The sequence below is a fragment of the Citrobacter amalonaticus genome (assembly GCF_018323885.1).
GTDB classification, from domain to species: domain Bacteria; phylum Pseudomonadota; class Gammaproteobacteria; order Enterobacterales; family Enterobacteriaceae; genus Citrobacter_A; species Citrobacter_A amalonaticus.
In genome coordinates this window covers 2,422,941-2,444,497 of the sequence record NZ_AP024585.1, presented here as the reverse complement: position 1 = coordinate 2,444,497, position 21,557 = coordinate 2,422,941, and the positions used below count along the sequence as shown (strand labels likewise).

The window sequence follows — 21,557 nt, the reverse complement described above, 5'->3', positions numbered from 1 at the left end:
ACAGGAGAAATGTGAATGAAAGCACTCACTTATCATGGCCCGCATCACGTTAGCGTTGATTCTGTGCCCGATCCGGGCCTTGAGGCGCCGGACGATATTATTCTTCGCGTGACCGCCACCGCCATTTGCGGATCGGATTTGCATCTTTACCGCGGCAAAATCCCTGGTACGCATCATGGCGATATTTTTGGTCATGAGTTTATGGGCGAAGTGGTGGAGACCGGTCCGGAGGTGACGGCAGTCAGTAAAGGCGATCGGGTGGTGATACCTTTTGTCATCGCCTGTGGTGAGTGCTTTTTCTGTCATCTGCATCAATATGCCGCCTGCGAAAATACCAACAGCGGTAAAGGTGCAGCCCTGAACCGTAAAAACATCACGCCGCCCGCCGCGCTGTTTGGCTACAGCGATCTCTACGGCGGGATCCCCGGCGGGCAGGCAGAATTTGTCCGCGTCCCGAAGGCGAATGCCGGCCCCTTCAAAGTGCCGGATACATTGCCGGATGAAAAGGTGCTTTTTCTGTCAGATATTTTGCCAACAGCGTGGCAAGCGGTGAAGAATGCCGACATCAGGCAGGGTTCAAGCGTGGCTATCTTTGGCGCGGGCCCGGTGGGTTTACTCTGCGCCGCCTGTGCCCGGCTGAACGGTGCGGAGCATATTTTTATCATTGATCATAACGACTACCGGCTCGAGTTTGCGCATCAGCGTTACGGCGCGATCCCGATTAATTTTGATAAAAACGACGATCCGGCAGAATGGATCATTGATAACACGCCCGGACATCGCGGTGTGGATGCGGTGATTGATGCTGTCGGTTTTGAGGCGAAGGGCAGTCTGACAGAAACCGTACTGAGCACGTTGAAAATTGAAGGCAGCAGCGGTAAAGCGCTCCGGCAATGTATCGCCGCTGTGCGCCGTGGTGGGGTCGTCAGCGTCCCTGGCGTGTATGCCGGTTTTATTCATGGATTCATGTTTGGTGATGCCTTTGACAAAGGACTGACCTTCAAAATGGGTCAGACCCACGTGCATGCTTATCTACCGGATCTGCTTAGTCTCATTGAACAGGGGCTACTGACACCGGAAGAAATCGTGACTCACCATATGCCACTCGAAGAGGCCGCGCGGGGTTACGAAATATTTGAAAAGCGTGAAGAGGCGTGTCGAAAAGTGATTCTGGTGCCTGGTCTGACGCAAGAAAAGGCCACCGTCTGAGGCGTGGATTGATCAGCAACACCGGTTATGGCACAACGAAAAGCCCGCAGCGATGTGCGGGCTGAAAATGCTAGCGTACGACCAGAACGGAACACTCTGCATGGCGTACCACGGCAGCGGCGTTCGACCCTAACAGATAGGTGGTAATGTCCGGACGGTGGGATGCGATAATCACCATATCCGCAGGCAGTGTTTTCGCCATTTCCAGAATCTTATCTTTTGGCGAGCCTTCAACGACATGGATCTGCACTCTGTCCGACGGGATAGTGAACTTCTTGATAATCTCTTCCAGTTGAGATTTCGCTTCGGCTTTCAGATCGTCCATGGCAGGCAACTCCGCAGAGTAGGCCAGGCCCAGTGCAGAATAGTAAGGCAGAGACGGAATGACGGTCAGGAAATGAACCTGAGCATCGTCAATTTTCGCCTCGGCTTCGACATGATTAATCACACGTTGAGTTAATTCTGAGTCTGAAATATCGATAGGTACAAGAATTGTTCTGTTCATTAAACCTCCTGTTTGAGTATCCCTATAAAGTGTAACGTCTTATCACCGATTCAGTACAATGACAAAGATCACAATTCAACATTATTTGCTTTTGATTTCCGGGTACTTTCCCTTAATAACGCCGTCATAAAATCGGCCTTTTGAGACCACAGAAAGAAAATTTCGGTATATATGCGCAGGAACACCGCGATATTGCAGAACACCGGTCTGGTAGAAACGGATTTCCAGCGTTGAGGATTTCTCGTCATAGCCGACGGAGGCAATTCGTGATGATTTTACAGGCTGATGGTTCATGGCGGCATCCTCGACGGCAGGTCATACCATGAATATATCATTTAACCCACGGGGATTTTAGTCTTCGTGATATCGCATTTTGTTATAGGCAAAACGAATGGGTTATGACGGTGAGGGAAAGGGCAGAAGCCCGCCGATACCAGCGGGCAGAAGGGCTTAGAACTGATAGACCATACCGAGTGCGACGACGTCATCGGTATTAATATTGTTACGAGAATAGAAGTTGTCGTCGTTATCCAGCAGGTTGATTTTATAATCAACGTAGGTGGACATGTTTTTGTTGAAGTAGTAAGTCGCGCCAACATCCGCGTATTTCACCAGATCTTTGCTGTCGTCATTGCCCTGACCGGTCAGATCTTTACCTTTTGACATCAGGAAGGACACCGCCGGACGCAGACCGAAGTCGAACTGGTATTGCGCCGTCACTTCAAAGTTCTGGGTTTTGTTTGCTACGCCGTCATCACCGTACGGGGTCATGTTACGGGTTTCAGAGTACATGGTAGCCAGATAAATGTTGTTGGCGTCATATTTCAGACCCGCTGTCCAGGCATCTGCCTTATCGCCACCCGCGACGCGGCCACCCGCATTGACTTGCTCGTTGGTACGGTCGGAGGTGGTGTAGGCTGCACCGAAGCTAACGCCCATTCCGAAGTCATAGGTCGACGAGATACCGAAACCGTCGCCGTTGGAGTTCTGGACAGTACGATCGCCGCCGTTGCCAGTACCTTCCTGCTCATTGGTGATTTGATCTTCGTTGGCACCCTGATACTGCAGTGCGAAGTTCAGACCGTTTACCAGACCGAAGAAGTCCGTGTTACGGTAAGTGGCAACACCGTTGGTGCGACCTACCATAAAGTTATCGGAATAGGTGTAGGAGTCGCCGCCGAATTCAGGCAGCATATCGGTCCAGCCTTCCACGTCATACATCACGCCGTAGTTACGACCGTAGTCGAATGAACCGTATTCACCAAATTTCAGGCCAGCAAAAGCAAGACGCGTGAAGCTGTTGCCGTGGTCGCCTTCGGTAGTGTTGGCGTTAACCTGATATTCCCACTGACCGTAACCGGTCAGTTGATCATTAATTTGTGTTTCACCTTTAAAGCCCATACGAACATAAGTTTGATCGCCATCACTGTTGGCATTATCAGAGAAATAATGCAGACCATCAACTTTGCCATAAAGATCTAATTTGTTGCCGTCTTTATTATAAACTTCAGCAGCATGTGCTGCGCCTGCTGCTAACAGGGCAGGGATGACAAGGGCCAGTACTTTTCTTTTCATCGCAGTAATCCTTTAGTTTTATATTTAGCTTTCACTCCCTCTGTTGGGGAGTAAAAACATGCTAAAGGAGAAGTTCCGTAAAGAGATAAGTATCAATTGTTACGTCTTAAGTGAAACCTTAAATAAATAATTCCATCGAAATGACAATAATTGGTGTGAATATAATTGCATAAAGCATATAAAATAAAAATTATACAAAATAAATCCAGTGCGATATTCTTCGTTCGTTATATGCCTTTATTGTCACATACTGCTTTTTTGTTGGTCCAATGCAACGCGTACTGATTTGCCGACAAAGAAATTGACAAGCCCGAACAGATGTTCGGGCTTTTTTTTGGCCGACGTGAACCCTCCGATCAGTCAGTACTGGTCTTCTCCGCTTTACCGGCCAGTTGCGCCAGGAAGTCATAGCGTTTTTGCAGATCGGCCGCGGCGTCCTTCCATAACTGCTCTGCCACTTCTGGTTGCTGCGCATTCAGGCGACGGAAACGCTGCTCGTTGAGTAATGTCTCTGCCAGCGCATCTGACGGCGGGCGAGAGTCCAGCGCCAGCGGCAATTTGCCCTCATCCGCACGACGTGGGTCAAAGCGGTAGAGTGGCCAGAAGCCGGTCGCCGTCAACTGACGCATCTGATCGTGACTCAGTGCGAGGTCATAGCCGTGTTCTTCACACGGGCTGTAGGCGATGATCAGCGACGGACCAGGATACGCTTCCGCTTCCTGAATCGCCTTCACGGTCTGGTTGAGTTGCGCCCCGAGCGAAATCTGTGCGACATAGACATGACCGTACATCATCATGCTGACGCCCAGATCTTTACGCGCCTTCCGTTTGCCGTGCTCACCAAATTTCGTTACCGCGCCAAGCGGTGTGGCTTTCGAGGCCTGACCGCCCGTGTTGGAGTAGCACTGCGTATCCAGCACCAGAATATTGACGTTTTCAGTCAGGCTCATTACATGATCCAGCCCGCCGAAGCCAATATCGTAGGCCCAGCCATCGCCGCCGATCAGCCAGATGGATTTTTCAACCAGCGCATCGGCGTCGGTGAGCAGTTCACGTGCACCATCGACATCCTTCAGATGCTGACGCAGCGCGGCAACTTGCTCACGACGCACGTCAGGGGTCGCATCGGTATGTAAAGCGTCGTTCAGTTCAGCCGGGATCTGGTCGGCAAACTGTTCGAGCAGACGCAGCACGCGTAAGCGATGCTGATCGACAGTCAGACGAAAGCCCAGACCGAACTCTGCGTTATCCTCAAACAGCGAGTTTGCCCATGCGGGACCGCGCCCATTGGCATCGGTTGTGTACGGTGTGGAAGGCAGGTTCCCACCGTAAATTGACGAACACCCCGTGGCGTTGGCAATCAGCATTCTGTCGCCATAGAGTTGGGTCAGTAACTTGATATACGGCGTTTCGCCACAGCCGGAACAGGCACCGGAATATTCAAACAGCGGCGTAATCAACTGAGAGGTACGAATATCAATGCGTTCGAGTTTATTGCGGTCAATTTCCGGCAGACTGAGGAAAAAGTCATAATTCACTTTCTCTTCTTCGACGTGCTCAAGGCGCGACAGCATATTGATGGCCTTGATTTCCGGATTCTGACGGTCTTTCGCCGGGCACACTTCCACACACAGATTACAGCCGGTGCAGTCTTCCGGCGCGACCTGCAGAACGTATTTCTGTCCGCGCATATCGCGTGATTTCACATCCAGCGAATGCAGGCTGGCGGGAGCATTCTCCATTGCTTCCGGCGAAACCACTTTGGCACGAATAGCCGAGTGCGGGCAGGCCGCAACGCAGTGGTTACACTGAGTGCAAAGCTCCTCTTTCCAGATGGGGATCGCTTCGGCGATGTTGCGTTTCTCCCAGCGGGTGGTACCCATAGGCCAGGTGCCGTCGGGCGGTAGCGCAGAGACGGGAAGGGCATCGCCGAGCCCCGCGAGCATTGCCGCGGTCACCGTCTTCACAAAATCAGGCGCGGCGTCAGACACCACCGGAGGACGGTGGGCGCTGTGCGGATCAACCGCCTGCAGCGGCACTTCAGCAACAGACTCGCGCGCCAGCGCCAGTGCCTGCCAGTTGCGTTCCACCAGGTCCTGACCTTTGCTGCTGTAACTTTTGGCAATTGCCCCCTGAAGTTCAGCCAGCGCGCTATCGCCCGGCAGAATTTGAGTCAGATGAAAAAACGCCATCTGCATGACGGTGTTAATCCGTGCCGCCAGGCCACATTCACGGGCGATTTTCGCCGCATTAATGACGTAAAAACGCGCTTTCTTCTGGTTCAGTACCGCCTGTACTTCCTGTGGCAAGCGTGACCAGACCTCATCTGCGGGATACGGCGTATTCAGCAGGAAAATACCACCAGGCTTCAGTCGTTCAGCCATCTGGTATTTATCGATAAACTGCAGCTGGTGACAGCCGACAAAATCGGCCTGTGAGATCAGGTAAGCAGAGCGGATCGGCTGTTCACTCACGCGCAGGTGAGACACCGTCAGACCGCCTGCCTTTTTGGAGTCATACACGAAGTAGCCCTGGGCATACCACGGCGTTGAATTACCGATGATCTTGATGTTGTTCTTGGTCGCCGAAACGCTGCCGTCACTGCCGAGACCGTAAAATAGTGCTTCCAGCTTCGCCGTCGTCGGCAAGGTGTTATCAGGCAATGGCAACGACAGGTTGGTGACATCATCGTAGATACCAACGGTGAAGCGCGGTTTGGGTTTTGCCTGGCGCAGTTCATTAAAGACCGCGAGCACGCAGTCCGGGCCAAACTCTTTTGACGAGAGACCATAACGGCCGCCAATCATGCGCGGCAACGTTTCACGCTCACCGCCGTTGAATGCTTCCGCCAGCGCGGTCATCACGTCGAGATACAGGGGTTCGGCCTGGGCACCCGGTTCTTTGGTGCGATCGAGCACGGCAACCGCGCGGACGGATTCAGGCAAGGCCCGCAGCAGATGTTTAGCTGAGAAGGGGCGGAACAGGCGGACTTTCAGCACCCCGACTTTCTCGCCGCGCGTCAGCAGTTCGTCAACCACTTCTTCGCTGGTGCCGATAGCAGAACCCATCAGAATGATGACCCGTTCGGCCTGCGGATGACCGTAATATTCGAACGGCTGATACTGACGACCGGTTGCGGCAGCGAAATCATTCATCGCCTGTTCGACATGATCGTATACCGCGTCATACCACGGGTTGGTCGCCTCGCGGGACTGGAAATACGTATCGGGATTCGCTGAGGTGCCGCGGATCACCGGGTGCTCTGGGTTGAGCGCCCGGGCGCGATGTGCATCAATTTCAGCCTGCGGCATCAGGCCGCGAATCGTGTCATCTGCCAGCGGGATGATTTTGTTGATTTCATGCGAAGTGCGGAAACCATCAAAGAAGTGAATAAAGGGAACCCGGCTTTTCAGGGTCGCGATTTGCGAGATCAGCGCGAAGTCCTGCGCCTCCTGTACGCTTGCGGCGCACAGCATGGCGCAGCCGGTCTGGCGGACCGCCATGACGTCTGAATGATCGCCAAAAATCGACAACGCGTGGGTTGCCACGGTACGGGCGGCGACATGCAGTACAAAGGGGGTTAATTGTCCCGCCAGTTTGTACAGCGTGGGGATCATCAGCAGTAACCCCTGTGAAGAGGTAAAGGAGGTGGCAAGCGCGCCGGTTTGCAGCGCACCGTGAACGGTCGCTATTGCACCGCCTTCCGACTGCATTTCGACGACGCGCGGTGTATCTCCCCAGATGTTTTTCAGCCCGTTGCCTGCCCAGGCGTCAGCCTGTTCAGCCATCGTTGAACTGGGCGTAATGGGGTAGATGGCGATAACTTCACTGGTACGAAACGCCACCGAAGCGACTGCACCATTACCGTCAATAGTAATCATATGACACCCTTACATTGCGCAAAAAAGAGGGACGCAGGAAACCACTTAGCGTCCTGATAGTTATTTCTCTAGTATAGGACTTTCCTGTATTCCCTAGAAGTTGTGCCACTTTCGAGTGCACAAATTGACACAAAGCTCGCAAAAACAATGACAATTTTATTGCCCGGTAGGTAACACCGGGTTGTATATTTAATTGTGCTTTTTTGTTATGAGTTGGTTATTGCCTGCGAGGCAGGCGATATTAAAAACATATTGTCCAAAAGTGGAGTGAGATTTTCTTTAAGGATTTCCTTAATGAATTTATTATCCTCGCCATTATCGTCATGATGTGAATTTCTTAATAAGACTTTTTAAGTTCGGTGTCAGGCCGCCCGCGCCTATACTGAGCGCAATTCAGGACGGGAAGAGCCTGTAAACCTTTGCGTTATTGAAGGTCGATACTCTTGTTATCGTGAATAGACGTTAAAACAAAAATAACTCTTTTATTTATCATTATTGATAACTTTTTTCGTGCGCCAAAAGTATGGATGTGTTCAGGTATTTAATTGTTTTGATTAGGTTATGTTACGAATTTTATTACTTACTTTACTTATTTCCGCCTCATCGTCGTCATTTGCCTTTGTGAAAATTCAGACCAAAAACTGGGGAGCCAATACCTTTTCGCCACTCTCTTATTCTGAAGGGCACTTTTCACAAGCGCCTGTTCAGAATAAGAAAGCGCAGCTTAAGCATCGCATTATGAGTGAATTTGCGCAGTGGAGAGGAACCGATTACCGCTGGGGAGGTGACAGTCGCAATGGTATTGATTGTTCGGCGTTCACGCGCAGAATTATTGCCTCGGTTATCCATAGACGCTTGCCGCGTACCGCGCAGGAGCAAAGTCGTATGGGGCAGAAAGTCAGTCAGCGTGAGCTGAAAGTCGGCGATCTGGTGTTTTTTAAGACGGAGCCGAACGTGCATCACGTTGGCGTTTATATCGGCAATGACTCCTTTATACATGCCTCCAGCTCGCAAGGCGTGACAATGTCACATTTGTCGAATCAGTACTGGCAGGCGCACTATTTGACCGCTCGCCGGGTGAGCGCATAACGACAGAACAGGCCTATGGGATCCCAATCCAGGGGAAAAAGCACAATAAAATGCGGCGAGGCCGCATAATTGCGCGTTTTGACTCTCGACGCGACGGATTCGGATGCCTATTATTAGTGCGGCTTGTTTACGCTTACAGAATATGAGGGGAGTCAAATGCGCGCAGCGTTTTGGGTAGGATGTGCCGCGTTATTGTTGTCGGCTTGCAGCAGTGACAATGAACCTGTTCAGCAGGCGACAGCAGCGCATGTCGCACCGGGTTTAAAAGCATCGATGACCAGTTCCGGTGAGGCAAATTGCGCCATGATAGGCGGTTCACTTTCCGTTGCCCGTCAGTTAGACGGATCGGCAATTGGTATGTGCGCGCTTCCCAACGGCAAACGTTGCAGTGAACAATCCCTCGCCGCGGGAAGCTGTGGTAGCTATTAAGCACCCATTACTACATTAAATCGGCAAGCTTATAGCTTAACGTATGTTCCGCTGTGGCCAGGGTGAGCTGGTTGGCGGTCAGGTCTACTTGTGCGCCCTGTTTCAGCATGGTGCTGAGGGTATTGTCCAGCTCGTTGAGCTGGGGATTGGCGCACATCATTCGGGTCATCGCCATCTCTTTTACTTTCAATGCACCGTCAGAAAGTGATGCCTGACCGTTGAAGCGATTACACATATTGCCCGAAATCATCATCTTTTCGCCAAAACTCAGTTCAAGCGGATGACCCGTTGCATTGACCGGTTTACCGTCTACGCTCTCCAGCACAAAGCGGTGATGCTGTAATTGCTCACGGCTGACCGATACTTTTCCGTTGCTTACACAACCTGCAACCAGCAGGCTCAGCGCAACCAGCGCTATGACCTTCTTCATGTTAACTCTCTGCATTTAAACGTAATCGCCACCGACAGCATACCTATTTCATCGCCAGTGGCTTTGGGGAAATTCTGAAATGCCCTCCTGCGAACAGGAAGGCGGCGGATCAGAACAGGGCGTTAGGGCAGGTTTCTCCGTTCGCTAACTGTTGTAAATTTTGCAGCGTAGTCTCAGAAATACTGGTCAACGCTTCAGCGGTGAGGAAAGCCTGATGCCCGGTAAACAGGACGTTATGACAGGCCGACAGGCGACGGAAAACATCATCCTGGATAACGTCGTTCGACTTATCTTCGAAGAACAGATCGCGCTCGTTTTCGTAAACGTCCATCCCCAGTGAACCTATTTTCTGATTTTTCAGCGCTTCAATCGCCGCCTGAGAATCGATCAGGGCGCCACGACTGGTGTTGATTACCATCACGCCATTTTTCATCTGATCAAACGCGGCATGGTTCAGCAGGTGATAGTTTTCCGGCGTTAACGGGCAGTGCAGTGAAATCACATCGGATTCGGCGAACAGCGTCGGCAAATCAACATACTCCACGCCGAGTTCGAGCGCAGCTGCGCTGGGGTACGGATCAAACGCCAGCAGACGCATTCCAAAGCCTTTCAGAATACGCAGGGCCGCGATGCCGATCTTCCCGGTACCAATCACCCCCGCCGTTTTTCCGTGCATCGTGAAGCCGGTTAATCCTTCCAGTGAGAAGTTGGCATCACGGGTACGCTGATAAGCGCGGTGAATACGGCGGTTCAGCGTCATCATCATGCCCACCGCATGTTCCGCGACGGCTTCCGGAGAATAGGCCGGGACACGAACGACCTGCAGACCTAACTCTTTTGCCGCATCCAGATCGACGTTATTGAACCCCGCGCAACGCAAAGCAATGTACTTAACGCCATGATTTTTCAGTTCTTCGAGCACCGGGCGACTGCCATCATCGTTCACGAAAATACAAACCGCCTCGCAGCCATGAGCGGTTTTAGCCGTTTTCTCCGTCAACAGAAAATCAAAGAATTCAAGTTCAAAACCAAAGGCTTCGTTAACCTGCTGCAGGTACTTTTTGTCGTACTGTTTTGTACTGTAGACGGCGAGTTTCATAAGTCTTTCTCCAGTGATATCGAATCACAATTATCGAATTCAAATTATTTTACAAAACATAAAATATTATTGAAAGTGATACCTATAATGAATAATTCTAGAGCATCAATAGATTGTTCGTTCAGTGTATCGATTGCAGATTTCAGCAGGTGACAGTGCTGCTCCACACCTCTGTTTCGGTGACACAGACAGCCCGTTGTTCGTCAGGATACGACTGATATGGCGTCAACATCGATTAATATCAATATGTTCCTGTGCAACAGTCTGCATTTCAACCGAACGATTTACTCACTTTCTACGGCCGTTGACTTTCACATTATCCGGGCCAGATTGCAGAATAGAGGGCAATAGTTTGTCGGCTATTGCCCGCTATTAATCTTTAGATTTATCTGATAAGTCTCTGTAATTTATCTGACTTTCTGATCTTAACGATGGTGAAAAGTTTGTGTGTCACCCTGGAGCATCTATTCTTAATCTGGGCATGGTTAACTAAACATGACACAATAACGGCCTAATTCGGCTTAATTTTTCGCTAAATCAGGATATTAACTGCCCATGAAGGGTAAATATAAAGCCGTTCTGGCGCTTCTCTTACTCGTGATCCTCGTGCCGTTGACTCTGGTGATGACGCTGGGGTGGTGGGTTCCGACGCTGGCGGGCATCTGGCTGCCAGTTGGAACGCGCATTGCACTGGATGATAGTCCCCGATTCACGCGCCACGGTTTACATATTCCTGAACTTCGCTATCTGGTTGATGATTGCCAGTTGGCCAGGGTCAGTCAGGCCTGGTTGTCGCATCCCAGCCGTTGGCAACTGGATATTGGCACACTGGAACTCGATTCTGCCTGTCTGGCAAAACTGCCGCAAACGGAACAATCTCCCGCGGCGCCGCGCACTCTCGCGGAATGGCAGTCCATGCTGCCCAATACCTGGATCACCATCGACAACGTTATTCTTTCACCCTGGCAGGTGTGGCAGGGCAAACTGAACGTTTCGCTGACCCCTTCGCTCCAGCAACTGCGTTATCAGGGCGATAAAGTGAAGTTTCAGGGGCAGTTGCGCGGTCAGACGCTGACGGTGAGTGAGCTTGATGTCATGGCGTTTGAAGGCCAACCGCCGGTCAAACTGGTTGGTGAGTTCACGATGCCGCTGGTGCCGGATGGACTGCCGGTGAGCGGACACACCGTTGCCACGCTCAGTCTGCCGCAGGAGTCATCGTTGGTCGATGCGGAACTGGAGTGGCGTGAGAATGCCGGGCAGCTCATCGTAATGGCACGGGATAATGCCGATCCGCTGCTTGACCTGCCGTGGGAACTCACGCGTCAGCAGTTAACCATCAGCGACGGACGCTGGTCGTGGCCTTATCAGGGGTTTCCCCTCAGCGGGCGTCTGGGCGTGAAGGTGCAGAACTGGCAGGAAGGCACCGAGAACGCGGTGATCAGCGGACGGTTTAATGTGCTGACCCAGGGGGAGGCGGGGAAAGGGAACGCCGTGCTTTCGTTTGGACCGGGAAAACTGAGCATGGACAACAGCGCGATGCCGCTGCAACTGACTGGCGAAGCCAAGCAGGATGATCTGATTTTCTATGCCAGATTACCTGCCCGGTTGACCGGCAGCCTGACCGATCCGGAGCTGGCGTTTGAACCAGGCGCGCTGCTGCGCTCGCGCGGACGGGTCATCGACTCACTGGATATTGACGAAATTCGCTGGCCGCTGGCGGGCGTGAAGGTCACGCAGCGTGGCGTGGACGGACGATTGCAGGCGATTCTGCGCGCCCATGAGAATCAGATGGGGGATTTCGTTCTGCATCTGGACGGTCTGGCGAATGATTTTCTGCCCGATGCGGGGCGCTGGCAGTGGCGCTACTGGGGCGAGGGCAGTTTTACCCCGATGCACGCGAAATGGGATGTGGCAGGCAAAGGTGAATGGCATGACAACACCATCACGCTGACCGATTTGTCTACGGGATTTGATCAGCTTCAGTACGGCACCATGAAAGTTGAAACACCCCGTTTAATCATGGATAAACCGGTCGAATGGGTGCGTGATGCCGCACATCCCCGGTTCAGTGGGGCGCTCTCGTTCGATGCCGGAGAAACCCATTTCTCCGGCGGCAGCGTTTTGCCGCCCTCAACGCTCAAGTTCAGCGTGGAGGGGCGCGATCCAACTTTTTTCCAGTTCAAAGGCGATTTGCATGCCGGGGCGATCGGCCCCGTGCGGTTAAACGGTCGTTGGGATGGCTTACGTTTACGAGGCCAGGCCTGGTGGCCAAAACAGTCACTGAAGGTGTTCCAGCCGCTGGTGCCGCCAGAGTGGAAAATGAAATTACGTGAGGGCGAACTGTATGCCCAGGTGGCGTTTTCGGCAGCGGCAGAACAAGGATTCGAGGCCGGTGGTCACGGCGTCTTGAAAGGCGGCAGCGCCTGGATGCCGGATAACCAGATCAACGGCGTCGATTTTGTATTGCCGTTCCGCTTTAGTGAGGGCGCGTGGCAACTGGGCACGCGCGGACCGGTGTCGCTACGCATTGCCGAAGTCGTCAACCAGGTGACTGCTACCAATATCACCGCCGATCTGGAAGGCGCTTATCCGTGGAGTGAAGCTGCTCCGCTGCTACTGACTGACGTGAATGTGGATGTGTTGGGCGGTAAGGTTTCCATGCAACAACTGCGCATGCCGCAGCACGATCCGGCGCTGGTGCGGGTGCAAAATATCTCCTCAAGCGAACTTATCAGCGCAATAAATCCGAAACAGTTTGCCATGTCCGGGCCGGTGAGCGGTGCGCTCCCTCTGTGGCTGAACGATGAGAAATGGATTATCAAAGATGGCTGGTTAACCAATCCGGGTCCGATGACGCTGCGCATCGATAAAGACACCGCCGATGCGGTGGTAAAAGACAACATGGCAGCAGGGGCGGCCATCAACTGGTTGCGGTATATGGAGATTGCCCATTCATGGACCAAAATCAATCTGGACAATCTGGGCGTATTGACGATGCAGGCGCAAATTCGTGGCAACAGCCATGTGGATGGCAAGGTCGGTACGGTGAATCTCAACTATACCCACGAAGAGAATGTCTTTACGCTGTGGCGCAGTCTGCGCTTTGGCGACAATCTCCAGGCATGGCTTGAACAAAATGCGGCGCTGCCGGAAAAAACCTGTCAACAAGGCAAGGAATGTGAGGAACCTTAATGAAAACAATGATAGCCGTGCTGGCGCTTTTCCCGCTGTGGTTCGTAACGGGCTGCACGCCGCGCATTGAAGTCGCGGCGCCAAAAGAGCCCATCACCATTAATATGAACGTCAAAATTGAGCATGAGATTCATATCAAAGTGGATAAGGACGTTGAAAGCCTGCTCAAATCCCGCAGCGACTTGTTCTGAGGTGATGATGAAAAGAACCTTTATTCTGGCGGCGCTCATTCTGAGTTTGCTGAGTGGCAGTGCCTTTGCGCTGACGTTAAATGAGGCCAGAACCCAGGGCCGGGTCGGTGAAACGTTCAATGGTTATCTGGTGGCGCTGAAACAGGATGCGCAGACGCTGGCGCTGGTCAGTGAGATCAACAAAGCACGCAGCGCCAGCTACCAACAGTTGGCCGAGAGTCATAACATCCCGGTCGATGAAGTGGCGAAAATGGCCGGACAGAAACTGGTCGAGCGGGCGAAACCAGGAGAATATGTCCAGGGCATTAACGGGAAGTGGTTGCGGAAATAATCATTTCACATTGCCGTCTGCGGTTTTTCCTTTTTGTTGGGTGACGCGTAATAATTTGCAGGGTAAGTTTCTATACTCTGTTTTCTTACGCGCTATTCAGCAGAAGGGGCAGTTATGGCAAGTCACGGCATCACAGAAACGTTTACTCTCGGTTCCCGGCAGGTCAAACGCATAGGGTATGGGGCGATGCAACTGGCGGGGCCTGGGGTTTTTGGTCCACCGCGCGATCGTCATGTTGCCTTGACGGTGCTTCGGGAAGCGATCGCGCTGGGCGTCAATCATATTGATACCAGCGATTTTTACGGTCCGCACGTTACCAATCAAATCATTCGCGAAGCGTTGCATCCTTATCCGGACGATCTGGTGATTGTCACGAAAATCGGTGCCCGCCGTGGAGACGATGCCTCCTGGCTACCGGCATTCTCGCCAGCGGAACTCAGGCAGGCGGTTCACGATAATCTGCGCAATCTGGGTCTGGATGTACTGGATGTCGTTAACTTACGCATTATGCTGGGCGAGGGGCACGGCCCGCATGAAGGTTCCATTGAAGAGAGTTTCAGCGTGCTGGCTGAGCTTCAGCAGCAGGGGCTGGTCAGACACATCGGTCTGAGCAATGTGACTGCCAGCCAGGTGGCGCAAGCGCGCAGTATCGCAGAGGTGGTCTGTGTGCAAAATGAGTACAATATCGCCCATCGTCAGGATGATGCGCTGATCGACGCGCTGGCGGAAGACGGCATTGCTTACGTTCCCTTTTTTCCGCTGGGCGGGTTTACGCCGCTACAGTCTTCAACGCTCTCCGACGTGGCCGCAAGCCTGAATGCAACGCCAATGCAGGTTGCGCTGGCATGGTTGCTCCATCGCTCACCGAATATTTTGCTGATACCGGGTACCTCTTCAGTGACGCATCTGCATGAAAACATGGCGGCAGGGGATCTGACACTTTCAGCGGAAGTGCTGGCGACCCTGGACAGTATTGCGCAAAAGGCATGAGGCGGAGGTTGACCATGACTGAAAAACGAAATGCACAATGTCACTGCGGGGCTGTCAAATTTACCGTTCAACTTAGCGATGGGTTTAATACCATCCGGCGTTGTAACTGTTCATTTTGTCGGATGCGCGGTGCGGTGGTTGTTTCTGCGCCGTTGATGGGGATAACGGTTCTCTCAGGGCAGGATAAACTGACGGAGTATCGTTTCAATACCGGCACAGCAAGGCACTTTTTCTGTTCAGTGTGTGGGATTTACACTTTCCACCAGCGACGTTCCAGTCCGGATCAGTATGGCGTGAACGTGGCATGCATTGAGAATGTGTCGCCGTTTGATTTTGCCTGCGTGGAAGTCACTGACGGGGTGAATCATCCGAGTGATGGTGCGAGTAATGGCGTGGTGGGATATTTGCGTTATCAGGCGAAGTGATAAAAAAACCTCCCACCGGAGCGGGAGGGGGAGAACTTACGCTGCAACCACGCTATCGATGGCGGCTTTGGCGTCAGACTGCGCTTTAGACGCCACTTCCGGGCCGTAGGCAATCCCTTCTGCGAACACGAAGTTCACATCGGTGATGCCGATAAAGCCGAGGAAGACTTTCAGGTACGGCGCAATCAGGTCAGTTGGGGTGTCTTTGTGGATACCGCCACGGCTGGAGAGGATCACTGCACGTTTACCGGTCACCAGACCTTCCGGCCCTTTCTCGGTGTAGCGGAACGTCACGCCAGCACGTGCAATCAGGTCGAAATAGTTTTTCAGCTGCGTCGGGATGTTAAAGTTGTACATCGGCGCGGCGATAACGATCACGTCGTGTGCTTTCAGTTCAGCGATCAGCTCATCAGAGAGCGCCAGTGCGTCCTGTTGACGAGGCGTCAACGGCGCGTCGCTCGGGCGCAGGGCACCCACCAGTTCGCCATCCAGTACCGGGATCGGATTAGCAGCCAGGTCACGGACGGTGATTTCGTCAGCAGAGTGCTTTTCACGCCACTGTTCAACAAAATAATCAGACAACTGACCAGACTGAGAGTACCCTGCCAGAATACTGGATTTGAGAACTAATACCTTGCTCATGGGTGTTTCCTTATAGGTGTTTGAATGGGCTGTGCCCCGTTGCTTGTTGACACTTTATTCACAATCCTGTCGCAGAGAAAGCGCAATATATCGAATCCTATGTTCGAATTTATTGAACAACACACAAAATGTGCTGATGTGGTACTCTATACCTATCATTTAGAAGAGATTTAACCAGGCAGTGCTCTGCCTTTTAACGCTATGACAGAACAACAAAAATTATCCTTTCATGCCTTACAGCAGCAGTTAGATTCATTAATGCTGCGCGATCGGCAGCGCTTTTCGCGCCGCCTGCACGGTGTGAAGAAGGTTAAAAATCCTGATGCACAACAAGCCATTTACCAGGAGATGGCGAAAGAGATTGAACAGGCAGCAGGTAAAGTTGTGCTACGTGAAGCGGCGCGACCAGAGATTACTTACCCGGAAAACCTGCCCGTCAGTCAGAAAAAACAGGCGATCCTCGACGCCGTTCGCGACCATCAGGTGGTGATCGTGGCCGGGGAAACCGGCTCGGGGAAAACCACTCAGCTCCCGAAAATCTGTATGGAACTGGGGCGTGGAGTGAAAGGGCTGATTGGCCACACCCAGCCGCGTCGTCTGGCGGCGCGAACGGTGGCGAACCGTATCGCGGAAGAGCTGCAGACAGAGCCGGGCGGGTGCATTGGTTATAAGGTGCGCTTTAACGATCACGTCAGCGATAACACGATGGTGAAGCTGATGACCGACGGTATCCTGCTGGCGGAAATTCAGCAGGACCGTCTGCTGATGCAGTATGACACCATCATTATCGATGAGGCGCATGAGCGTAGCCTGAATATCGATTTTCTGCTCGGCTATCTGAAAGAACTGCTGCCGCGCCGTCCGGATCTGAAAATTATCATCACCTCCGCGACCATCGATCCGGAGCGTTTTTCGAAGCATTTCAACAATGCGCCGATTATTGAAGTGTCTGGGCGCACCTTTCCGGTGGAAGTCCGCTATCGACCGATCGTTGAAGAGGCCGATGACACCGAACGCGACCAGTTGCAGGCCATTTTCGATGCGGTAGATGAGCTGGGGCGTGAAAGCCCCGGCGACATCCTGATCTTCATGAGCGGTGAGCGCGAGATCCGCGATACCGCCGACGCACTGAATAAACTCAACCTGCGCCATACGGAAGTGTTGCCTCTGTATGCGCGACTGTCGAATAGCGAACAGAACCGCGTCTTCCAGTCGCACAGCGGGCGGCGCATTGTGCTGGCGACCAACGTGGCGGAAACCTCGCTGACGGTACCGGGGATCAAATATGTGATCGACCCTGGTACGGCGCGTATCAGCCGCTACAGCTACCGCACCAAAGTACAGCGTTTGCCGATCGAGCCCGTATCGCAGGCCTCCGCCAACCAGCGTAAAGGGCGCTGCGGTCGTGTATCCGAAGGCATCTGCATTCGTCTTTATTCTGAAGATGATTTCCTGTCGCGTCCGGAGTTTACCGACCCGGAGATTCTGCGCACCAACCTGGCGTCGGTCATTTTGCAGATGACGGCGCTGGGGCTGGGCGATATCGCCGCGTTCCCGTTTGTCGAAGCGCCGGATAAGCGCAACATTCAGGACGGCGTGCGTTTGCTGGAAGAGTTGGGTGCGATTACCACAGATGAACAGGCGACGGCCTATAAACTGACGCCGTTGGGGCGCCAGTTGAGCCAGTTGCCGGTGGATCCGCGCCTGGCACGCATGGTGCTGGAAGCGCAAAAACATGGCTGCGTGCGCGAGGCGATGATCATTACCTCGGCGCTGTCGATTCAGGATCCGCGCGAACGCCCGATGGACAAACAGCAGGCGTCTGATGAAAAACACCGTCGCTTCCACGATAAAGAGTCCGATTTCCTTGCCTTTGTGAATCTGTGGAATTACCTCGGCGAACAGCAAAAAGCGCTGTCGTCCAACGCGTTTCGTCGCCTGTGCCGGACCGACTATCTGAACTATCTGCGCGTGCGTGAGTGGCAGGATATCTACACCCAACTGCGTCAGGTGGTAAAAGAGCTGGGTATTCCGGTGAACAGCGAACCGGCGGAATACCGCGAGATCCATATTGCGCTACTGACCGGGCTGTTGTCGCATATTGGCATGAAAGATGCCGATAAGCAGGAATATACCGGCGCGCGTAATGCCCGTTTTTCGATTTTCCCCGGTTCCGGCTTGTTCAAGAAGCCGCCGAAGTGGGCAATGGTTGCGGAGCTGGTGGAAACCAGCCGTCTGTGGGGGCGCATTGCAGCACGCATCGATCCCGAGTGGGTGGAACCGGTCGCTCAGCATCTGATTAAACGCTCGTACAGTGAACCGCACTGGGAGCGGGCGCAGGGCGCGGTGATGGCGACGGAAAAGGTGACCGTCTACGGTCTGCCGATCGTCGCAGCGCGTAAGGTGAACTACAGCCAGATTGATCCGGCGCTGTGCCGTGAACTGTTTATCCGCCATGCGCTGGTGGAGGGCGACTGGCAGACGCGTCATGCTTTCTTCCGCGAAAACCTCAAACTGCGTGCCGAAGTGGAAGAACTGGAGCATAAATCGCGTCGCCGTGACATTCTGGTGGACGACGAGACGCTGTTCGAGTTCTACGACCAGCGCATCAGCCATGATGTCATTTCTGCCCGTCACTTTGATAACTGGTGGAAGAAGACCAGTCGCGAGACGCCGGACCTGCTCAATTTTGAAAAGAGCATGTTGATCAAAGAGGGCGCGGACAACATCAGCAAGCTGGATTACCCGAACTTCTGGCATCAGGGCTCGCTGAAACTGCGGTTGAGCTATCAGTTTGAACCGGGGGCGGATGCGGACGGGGTGACGGTACATATTCCGCTGCCGTTGTTGAATCAGGTCGACGAAAATGGTTTTGAATGGCAGATCCCGGGCTTACGTCGCGAACTGGTGATTGCGCTGATTAAATCGCTGCCGAAGCCGGTGCGGCGTAACTTTGTTCCGGCCCCAAACTATGCCGAGGCGTTTTTAGGCCGCGTGACGCCACTGGAGCTGCCGCTACTGGACGCGCTGGAGCGTGAGCTGCGTCGGATGACAGGCGTGACGGTTGACCGCGAGGACTGGCACTGGGATCAGGTGCCCGATCATCTGAAAATCACCTTCCGGGTGGTGGATGATAAAAACAAGAAGCTGGATGAAGGGCGCTCGCTACAGGAGCTAAAAGACCGGCTGAAAGGAAAAGTGCAGGAGACGCTCTCGGCGGTGGCCGATGATGGCATTGAACAGAGCGGGTTGCACATCTGGAGTTTTGGGCAACTGCCGGAAAGCTACGAGCAAAAACGTGGCAATTACAAAGTCAAAGCGTGGCCTGCGCTGGTGGATGAGCGCGACAGCGTGGCGATCAAACTCTTTGATAATCCGCTGGAGCAACAGCAGGCGATGTGGTCTGGCTTACGCCGTTTGTTGCTGTTGAACATCCCGTCGCCGATCAAATATCTGCACGAGAAGCTGCCGAATAAAGCCAAGCTGGGTCTGTACTTCAACCCGTACGGCAAAGTGCTGGAGCTGATTGACGACTGCATTTCCTGCGGCGTGGATAAGCTGATTGATGCTAACGGTGGTCCGGTCTGGACGGAAGAGGGTTTTGCCGCGCTGCATGAGAAGGTTCGTGCCGAGCTGAATGAGACGGTTGTGGAGATTGCGAAGCAGGTCGAACAGATCCTGACCGCCGTCTTTAATATCAATAAACGCCTGAAGGGGCGCGTGGACATGACGATGGCGTTGGGGCTTTCCGACATCAAAGCGCAGATGGGCGGACTGGTGTATCGCGGATTTGTCACCGGCAACGGCTTCCGTCGTCTTGGCGATACGCTGCGTTACTTGCAGGCGATTGAAAAACGTCTTGAGAAACTGGCGATTGATCCCCATCGCGATCGCGCGCAGATGCTGAAAGTCGAAAGCGTACAGCAGGCCTGGCAGCAGTGGTTCAACAAACTGCCGCCGGCGCGACGCGAAGACGAGGAGGTGAAAGCGATCCGCTGGATGATTGAAGAATTGCGGGTCAGCTATTTTGCCCAACAGCTGGGAACGCCGTATCCCATTTCGGATAAACGTATCCTGCAGGCGATGGAGCAGATTAGCGGGTAATTCAGTACCGGATGGCAATATATTGTCCGTAGGCCCGACAAGCGCAGCGCCATCGGACGCAAGTGAGACGTTCGAGTCTGTACCTTATTGTTACAGAAGCGGCCAGAGGATCTGGCCGCGAAGGGATTACAATTCGTTAGGCTGAGCGTTGATCGCCGGGCTATGTTTCACCCGACTGGCAAAGAAAATGGCAACCAGGGATATCGCCACGGTGGTAAGCAGATACCACGCCACGGGCACCCAGTCGCCGTCATATTTCGCCAGCAACCCGGTAGCGATGAGGGGAGCGGTACCGCCCGCCAGCGCTGCGCCAATCTGGTAACCGAGGGTGATGCCGGTGTAGCGAACGTTAGCGCTGAAAATTTCCGAGCACAGCGTCCCCAGCACGGCGGTGACCGGTGCCCACAGCACGCCGAACATCACGATGGTCGCCAGCATAATGCCCCAGGTGGTGCCGGTATTCAGCAGCAAGAACCATGGCACGATAAACAGGCCAAGCAGGGCGACGCTGATGGCATACATCCGTTTGCGGCCAATTTTGTCCGACAGCAGCCCCATCAGCGGGATCATCACCGTAGCAATCAGTGCACCCACGGTGACGGCTTCCAGCACCTGGGACTTCTGATAACTCAGTGTGCTGGTGGCATAGCTGACCACAAAGGTCGAGAAAATATAGAACGGCGCGGTTTCCACCACCTTCAAACCTGCGGCAATCAGCACTTCACGCCAGTGATGAGTCAGCGTATCGCGCAGCGGTGCTTTGGCAACCTGACCCGTCGCTTTGACCTTTTTGAAGTCTGGCGTTTCATCGATATCCCGACGGATCCACAGTCCTAACAGCACCAGCACGGAGCTCAGCAGGAAGGGAATACGCCAGCCCCAGGAGAGGAAATCTTCCTCGCTAAACAGGGTCATCAGCGAGACGATAAACGTCGCCATCAGCATGCCAATAGTCACGCCCGCCTGCGGAATACTGCCGAAGAAGCCTTTGCGTTTTTCCGGCGCGTATTCATAGGCCAGCAGGAGTGCGCCACCCCATTCGCCACCAATGCCCATCCCCTGAATGATGCGCATCAGGATAAGCAGAATGGGGGCCCAGATACCGATCATCTCATAGGTGGGCAGTAGACCGATCATCACCGTCGCGCCGCCCATCAGGGAAAGCGTCAGCACCAGCGTTTTCTTACGCCCGATGCGATCGCCGATGTGGGCGAAAATTACCCCGCCAATCGGGCGAATAAAAAAGGTCAACGAGAAGGAGAGGTACGAGAGGATCAGACCGATTACCGGGTCAACCATCGGGAAGAAAATCTTGTTAAACACCAGCGCAGCCGCGGTGCCATACAGAAAGTAATCGAACCACTCAATCGCACTGCCGGTCAGACTGGCGACAAGTACCTTCTTATTTTTCTTCAGAATAACCGTACTGCTTTCATGGGTCGTCATTAACTGTAAACCTCCGCCA

The 21,557-nt window shown here is 53.3% G+C and carries 17 protein-coding genes; 9 read left to right on the top strand and 8 right to left on the bottom strand.

The window, feature by feature from the left end; all coding sequences use genetic code 11:
* Positions 1-15 precede the first annotated feature (15 nt).
* On the top strand, positions 16-1,209 hold the full coding sequence (locus KI228_RS11455; RefSeq protein ID WP_061070077.1) for a zinc-dependent alcohol dehydrogenase: 1,194 nt from the start codon (positions 16-18) through the stop codon (positions 1,207-1,209).
* A gap of 70 nt (positions 1,210-1,279) precedes the next feature.
* Here the strand turns inward: KI228_RS11455 and uspF are convergent, their stop codons facing one another.
* From uspF to nifJ, 4 genes are all read right to left on the bottom strand, one after another.
* Entirely contained in the window at positions 1,280-1,714 is a 435-nt protein-coding gene (gene uspF / locus KI228_RS11450; RefSeq protein ID WP_043000600.1) for a universal stress protein UspF, read from the bottom strand.
* Positions 1,715-1,795: 81 nt separating this feature from the next.
* Positions 1,796-2,008 carry a KTSC domain-containing protein gene (locus KI228_RS11445; protein WP_043000601.1) on the bottom strand — a complete coding sequence of 71 codons (213 nt, stop codon included), beginning with the start codon at positions 2,006-2,008 and terminating at the stop codon, positions 1,796-1,798.
* A gap of 156 nt (positions 2,009-2,164) precedes the next feature.
* Positions 2,165-3,289 carry a porin OmpC gene (gene ompC / locus KI228_RS11440; protein ID WP_043000602.1) on the bottom strand — a complete coding sequence of 375 codons (1,125 nt, stop codon included), beginning with the start codon at positions 3,287-3,289 and terminating at the stop codon, positions 2,165-2,167.
* A 356-nt stretch (positions 3,290-3,645) separates the two neighbouring features.
* Positions 3,646-7,170 (bottom strand): pyruvate:ferredoxin (flavodoxin) oxidoreductase, encoded by a 3,525-nt coding sequence (gene nifJ, locus KI228_RS11435; RefSeq protein WP_061070078.1) that lies wholly within the window; start codon positions 7,168-7,170, stop codon positions 3,646-3,648.
* Positions 7,171-7,908: 738 nt separating this feature from the next.
* On the opposite strand from nifJ, the gene KI228_RS11430 reads away from it, so the two are divergent.
* Positions 7,909-8,259 carry a C40 family peptidase gene (locus tag KI228_RS11430; RefSeq protein WP_141227535.1) on the top strand — a complete coding sequence of 117 codons (351 nt, stop codon included), beginning with the start codon at positions 7,909-7,911 and terminating at the stop codon, positions 8,257-8,259.
* Between the two features lie 156 nt (positions 8,260-8,415).
* A complete protein-coding gene (locus KI228_RS11425; RefSeq protein WP_043000605.1) occupies positions 8,416-8,688 on the top strand; it encodes a putative hemolysin in 273 nt (90 codons plus the stop codon).
* A gap of 10 nt (positions 8,689-8,698) precedes the next feature.
* On the opposite strand, the gene hslJ is transcribed toward KI228_RS11425, so the two are convergent.
* Both hslJ and KI228_RS11415 read right to left on the bottom strand, forming a co-directional pair.
* On the bottom strand, positions 8,699-9,118 hold the full coding sequence (hslJ, locus tag KI228_RS11420; RefSeq protein WP_054176219.1) for a heat shock protein HslJ: 420 nt from the start codon (positions 9,116-9,118) through the stop codon (positions 8,699-8,701).
* A 109-nt stretch (positions 9,119-9,227) separates the two neighbouring features.
* Positions 9,228-10,217 (bottom strand): 2-hydroxyacid dehydrogenase, encoded by a 990-nt coding sequence (locus KI228_RS11415; protein ID WP_042318863.1) that lies wholly within the window; start codon positions 10,215-10,217, stop codon positions 9,228-9,230.
* 555 nt (positions 10,218-10,772) lie between these two features.
* Between KI228_RS11415 and KI228_RS11410 the strand changes: the two genes are divergently transcribed.
* The 5 genes from KI228_RS11410 (at position 10,773) to KI228_RS11390 (ending at position 15,346) form a co-directional block, all read left to right on the top strand.
* On the top strand, positions 10,773-13,409 hold the full coding sequence (locus tag KI228_RS11410) for a YdbH family protein (protein WP_141227534.1): 2,637 nt from the start codon (positions 10,773-10,775) through the stop codon (positions 13,407-13,409).
* 8 nt (positions 13,410-13,417) lie between these two features.
* On the top strand, positions 13,418-13,600 hold the full coding sequence (locus KI228_RS11405) for a YnbE family lipoprotein (RefSeq protein ID WP_416246402.1): 183 nt from the start codon (positions 13,418-13,420) through the stop codon (positions 13,598-13,600).
* A 7-nt stretch (positions 13,601-13,607) separates the two neighbouring features.
* Positions 13,608-13,931 carry a YdbL family probable chaperone protein gene (locus KI228_RS11400; protein ID WP_043000610.1) on the top strand — a complete coding sequence of 108 codons (324 nt, stop codon included), beginning with the start codon at positions 13,608-13,610 and terminating at the stop codon, positions 13,929-13,931.
* Positions 13,932-14,045: 114 nt separating this feature from the next.
* A complete protein-coding gene (locus KI228_RS11395; protein ID WP_043000611.1) occupies positions 14,046-14,921 on the top strand; it encodes an aldo/keto reductase family oxidoreductase in 876 nt (291 codons plus the stop codon).
* A gap of 14 nt (positions 14,922-14,935) precedes the next feature.
* Positions 14,936-15,346, top strand: coding sequence for a GFA family protein (locus KI228_RS11390; RefSeq protein WP_043000612.1), 411 nt, complete (start codon positions 14,936-14,938; stop codon positions 15,344-15,346).
* A 36-nt stretch (positions 15,347-15,382) separates the two neighbouring features.
* Here the strand turns inward: KI228_RS11390 and azoR are convergent, their stop codons facing one another.
* The gene (azoR, locus tag KI228_RS11385; protein WP_043000613.1) at positions 15,383-15,988 is read right to left on the bottom strand and encodes an FMN-dependent NADH-azoreductase; all 606 of its coding nucleotides are present in this window, start codon (positions 15,986-15,988) and stop codon (positions 15,383-15,385) included.
* A gap of 201 nt (positions 15,989-16,189) precedes the next feature.
* Here azoR and hrpA point away from each other — a divergent pair, with 201 nt between their 5' ends.
* Positions 16,190-20,092: an ATP-dependent RNA helicase HrpA gene (gene hrpA / locus KI228_RS11380; protein ID WP_061070081.1), complete on the top strand. Its 3,903-nt coding sequence runs from the start codon at positions 16,190-16,192 to the stop codon at positions 20,090-20,092.
* Between the two features lie 126 nt (positions 20,093-20,218).
* Here hrpA and KI228_RS11375 read toward each other — a convergent pair whose 3' ends face one another.
* Positions 20,219-21,538: an MFS transporter gene (locus KI228_RS11375; protein WP_061070082.1), complete on the bottom strand. Its 1,320-nt coding sequence runs from the start codon at positions 21,536-21,538 to the stop codon at positions 20,219-20,221.
* Positions 21,539-21,557: the final 19 nt, after the last annotated feature.

Bases quoted from the DNA above. Each gene is read 5' to 3' on its own strand.
- KI228_RS11410 (WP_141227534.1), top strand. From the start codon at position 10,773: ATGAAGGGTAAATATAAAGCCGTTCTGGCGCTTCTCTTACTCGTGATC.
- KI228_RS11390 (WP_043000612.1), top strand. From the start codon at position 14,936: ATGACTGAAAAACGAAATGCACAATGTCACTGCGGGGCTGTCAAATTT.
- ompC (WP_043000602.1), bottom strand. From the start codon at position 3,289: ATGAAAAGAAAAGTACTGGCCCTTGTCATCCCTGCCCTGTTAGCAGCA.
- KI228_RS11395 (WP_043000611.1), top strand. From the start codon at position 14,046: ATGGCAAGTCACGGCATCACAGAAACGTTTACTCTCGGTTCCCGGCAG.
- KI228_RS11415 (WP_042318863.1), bottom strand. From the start codon at position 10,217: ATGAAACTCGCCGTCTACAGTACAAAACAGTACGACAAAAAGTACCTG.
- KI228_RS11425 (WP_043000605.1), top strand. From the start codon at position 8,416: ATGCGCGCAGCGTTTTGGGTAGGATGTGCCGCGTTATTGTTGTCGGCT.
- nifJ (WP_061070078.1), bottom strand. From the start codon at position 7,170: ATGATTACTATTGACGGTAATGGTGCAGTCGCTTCGGTGGCGTTTCGT.
- KI228_RS11430 (WP_141227535.1), top strand. From the start codon at position 7,909: ATGAGTGAATTTGCGCAGTGGAGAGGAACCGATTACCGCTGGGGAGGT.
- hslJ (WP_054176219.1), bottom strand. From the start codon at position 9,118: ATGAAGAAGGTCATAGCGCTGGTTGCGCTGAGCCTGCTGGTTGCAGGT.
- KI228_RS11375 (WP_061070082.1), bottom strand. From the start codon at position 21,538: ATGACGACCCATGAAAGCAGTACGGTTATTCTGAAGAAAAATAAGAAG.
- uspF (WP_043000600.1), bottom strand. From the start codon at position 1,714: ATGAACAGAACAATTCTTGTACCTATCGATATTTCAGACTCAGAATTA.
- hrpA (WP_061070081.1), top strand. From the start codon at position 16,190: ATGACAGAACAACAAAAATTATCCTTTCATGCCTTACAGCAGCAGTTA.
- KI228_RS11445 (WP_043000601.1), bottom strand. From the start codon at position 2,008: ATGAACCATCAGCCTGTAAAATCATCACGAATTGCCTCCGTCGGCTAT.
- KI228_RS11405 (WP_416246402.1), top strand. From the start codon at position 13,418: ATGATAGCCGTGCTGGCGCTTTTCCCGCTGTGGTTCGTAACGGGCTGC.
- KI228_RS11400 (WP_043000610.1), top strand. From the start codon at position 13,608: ATGAAAAGAACCTTTATTCTGGCGGCGCTCATTCTGAGTTTGCTGAGT.
- KI228_RS11455 (WP_061070077.1), top strand. From the start codon at position 16: ATGAAAGCACTCACTTATCATGGCCCGCATCACGTTAGCGTTGATTCT.
- azoR (WP_043000613.1), bottom strand. From the start codon at position 15,988: ATGAGCAAGGTATTAGTTCTCAAATCCAGTATTCTGGCAGGGTACTCT.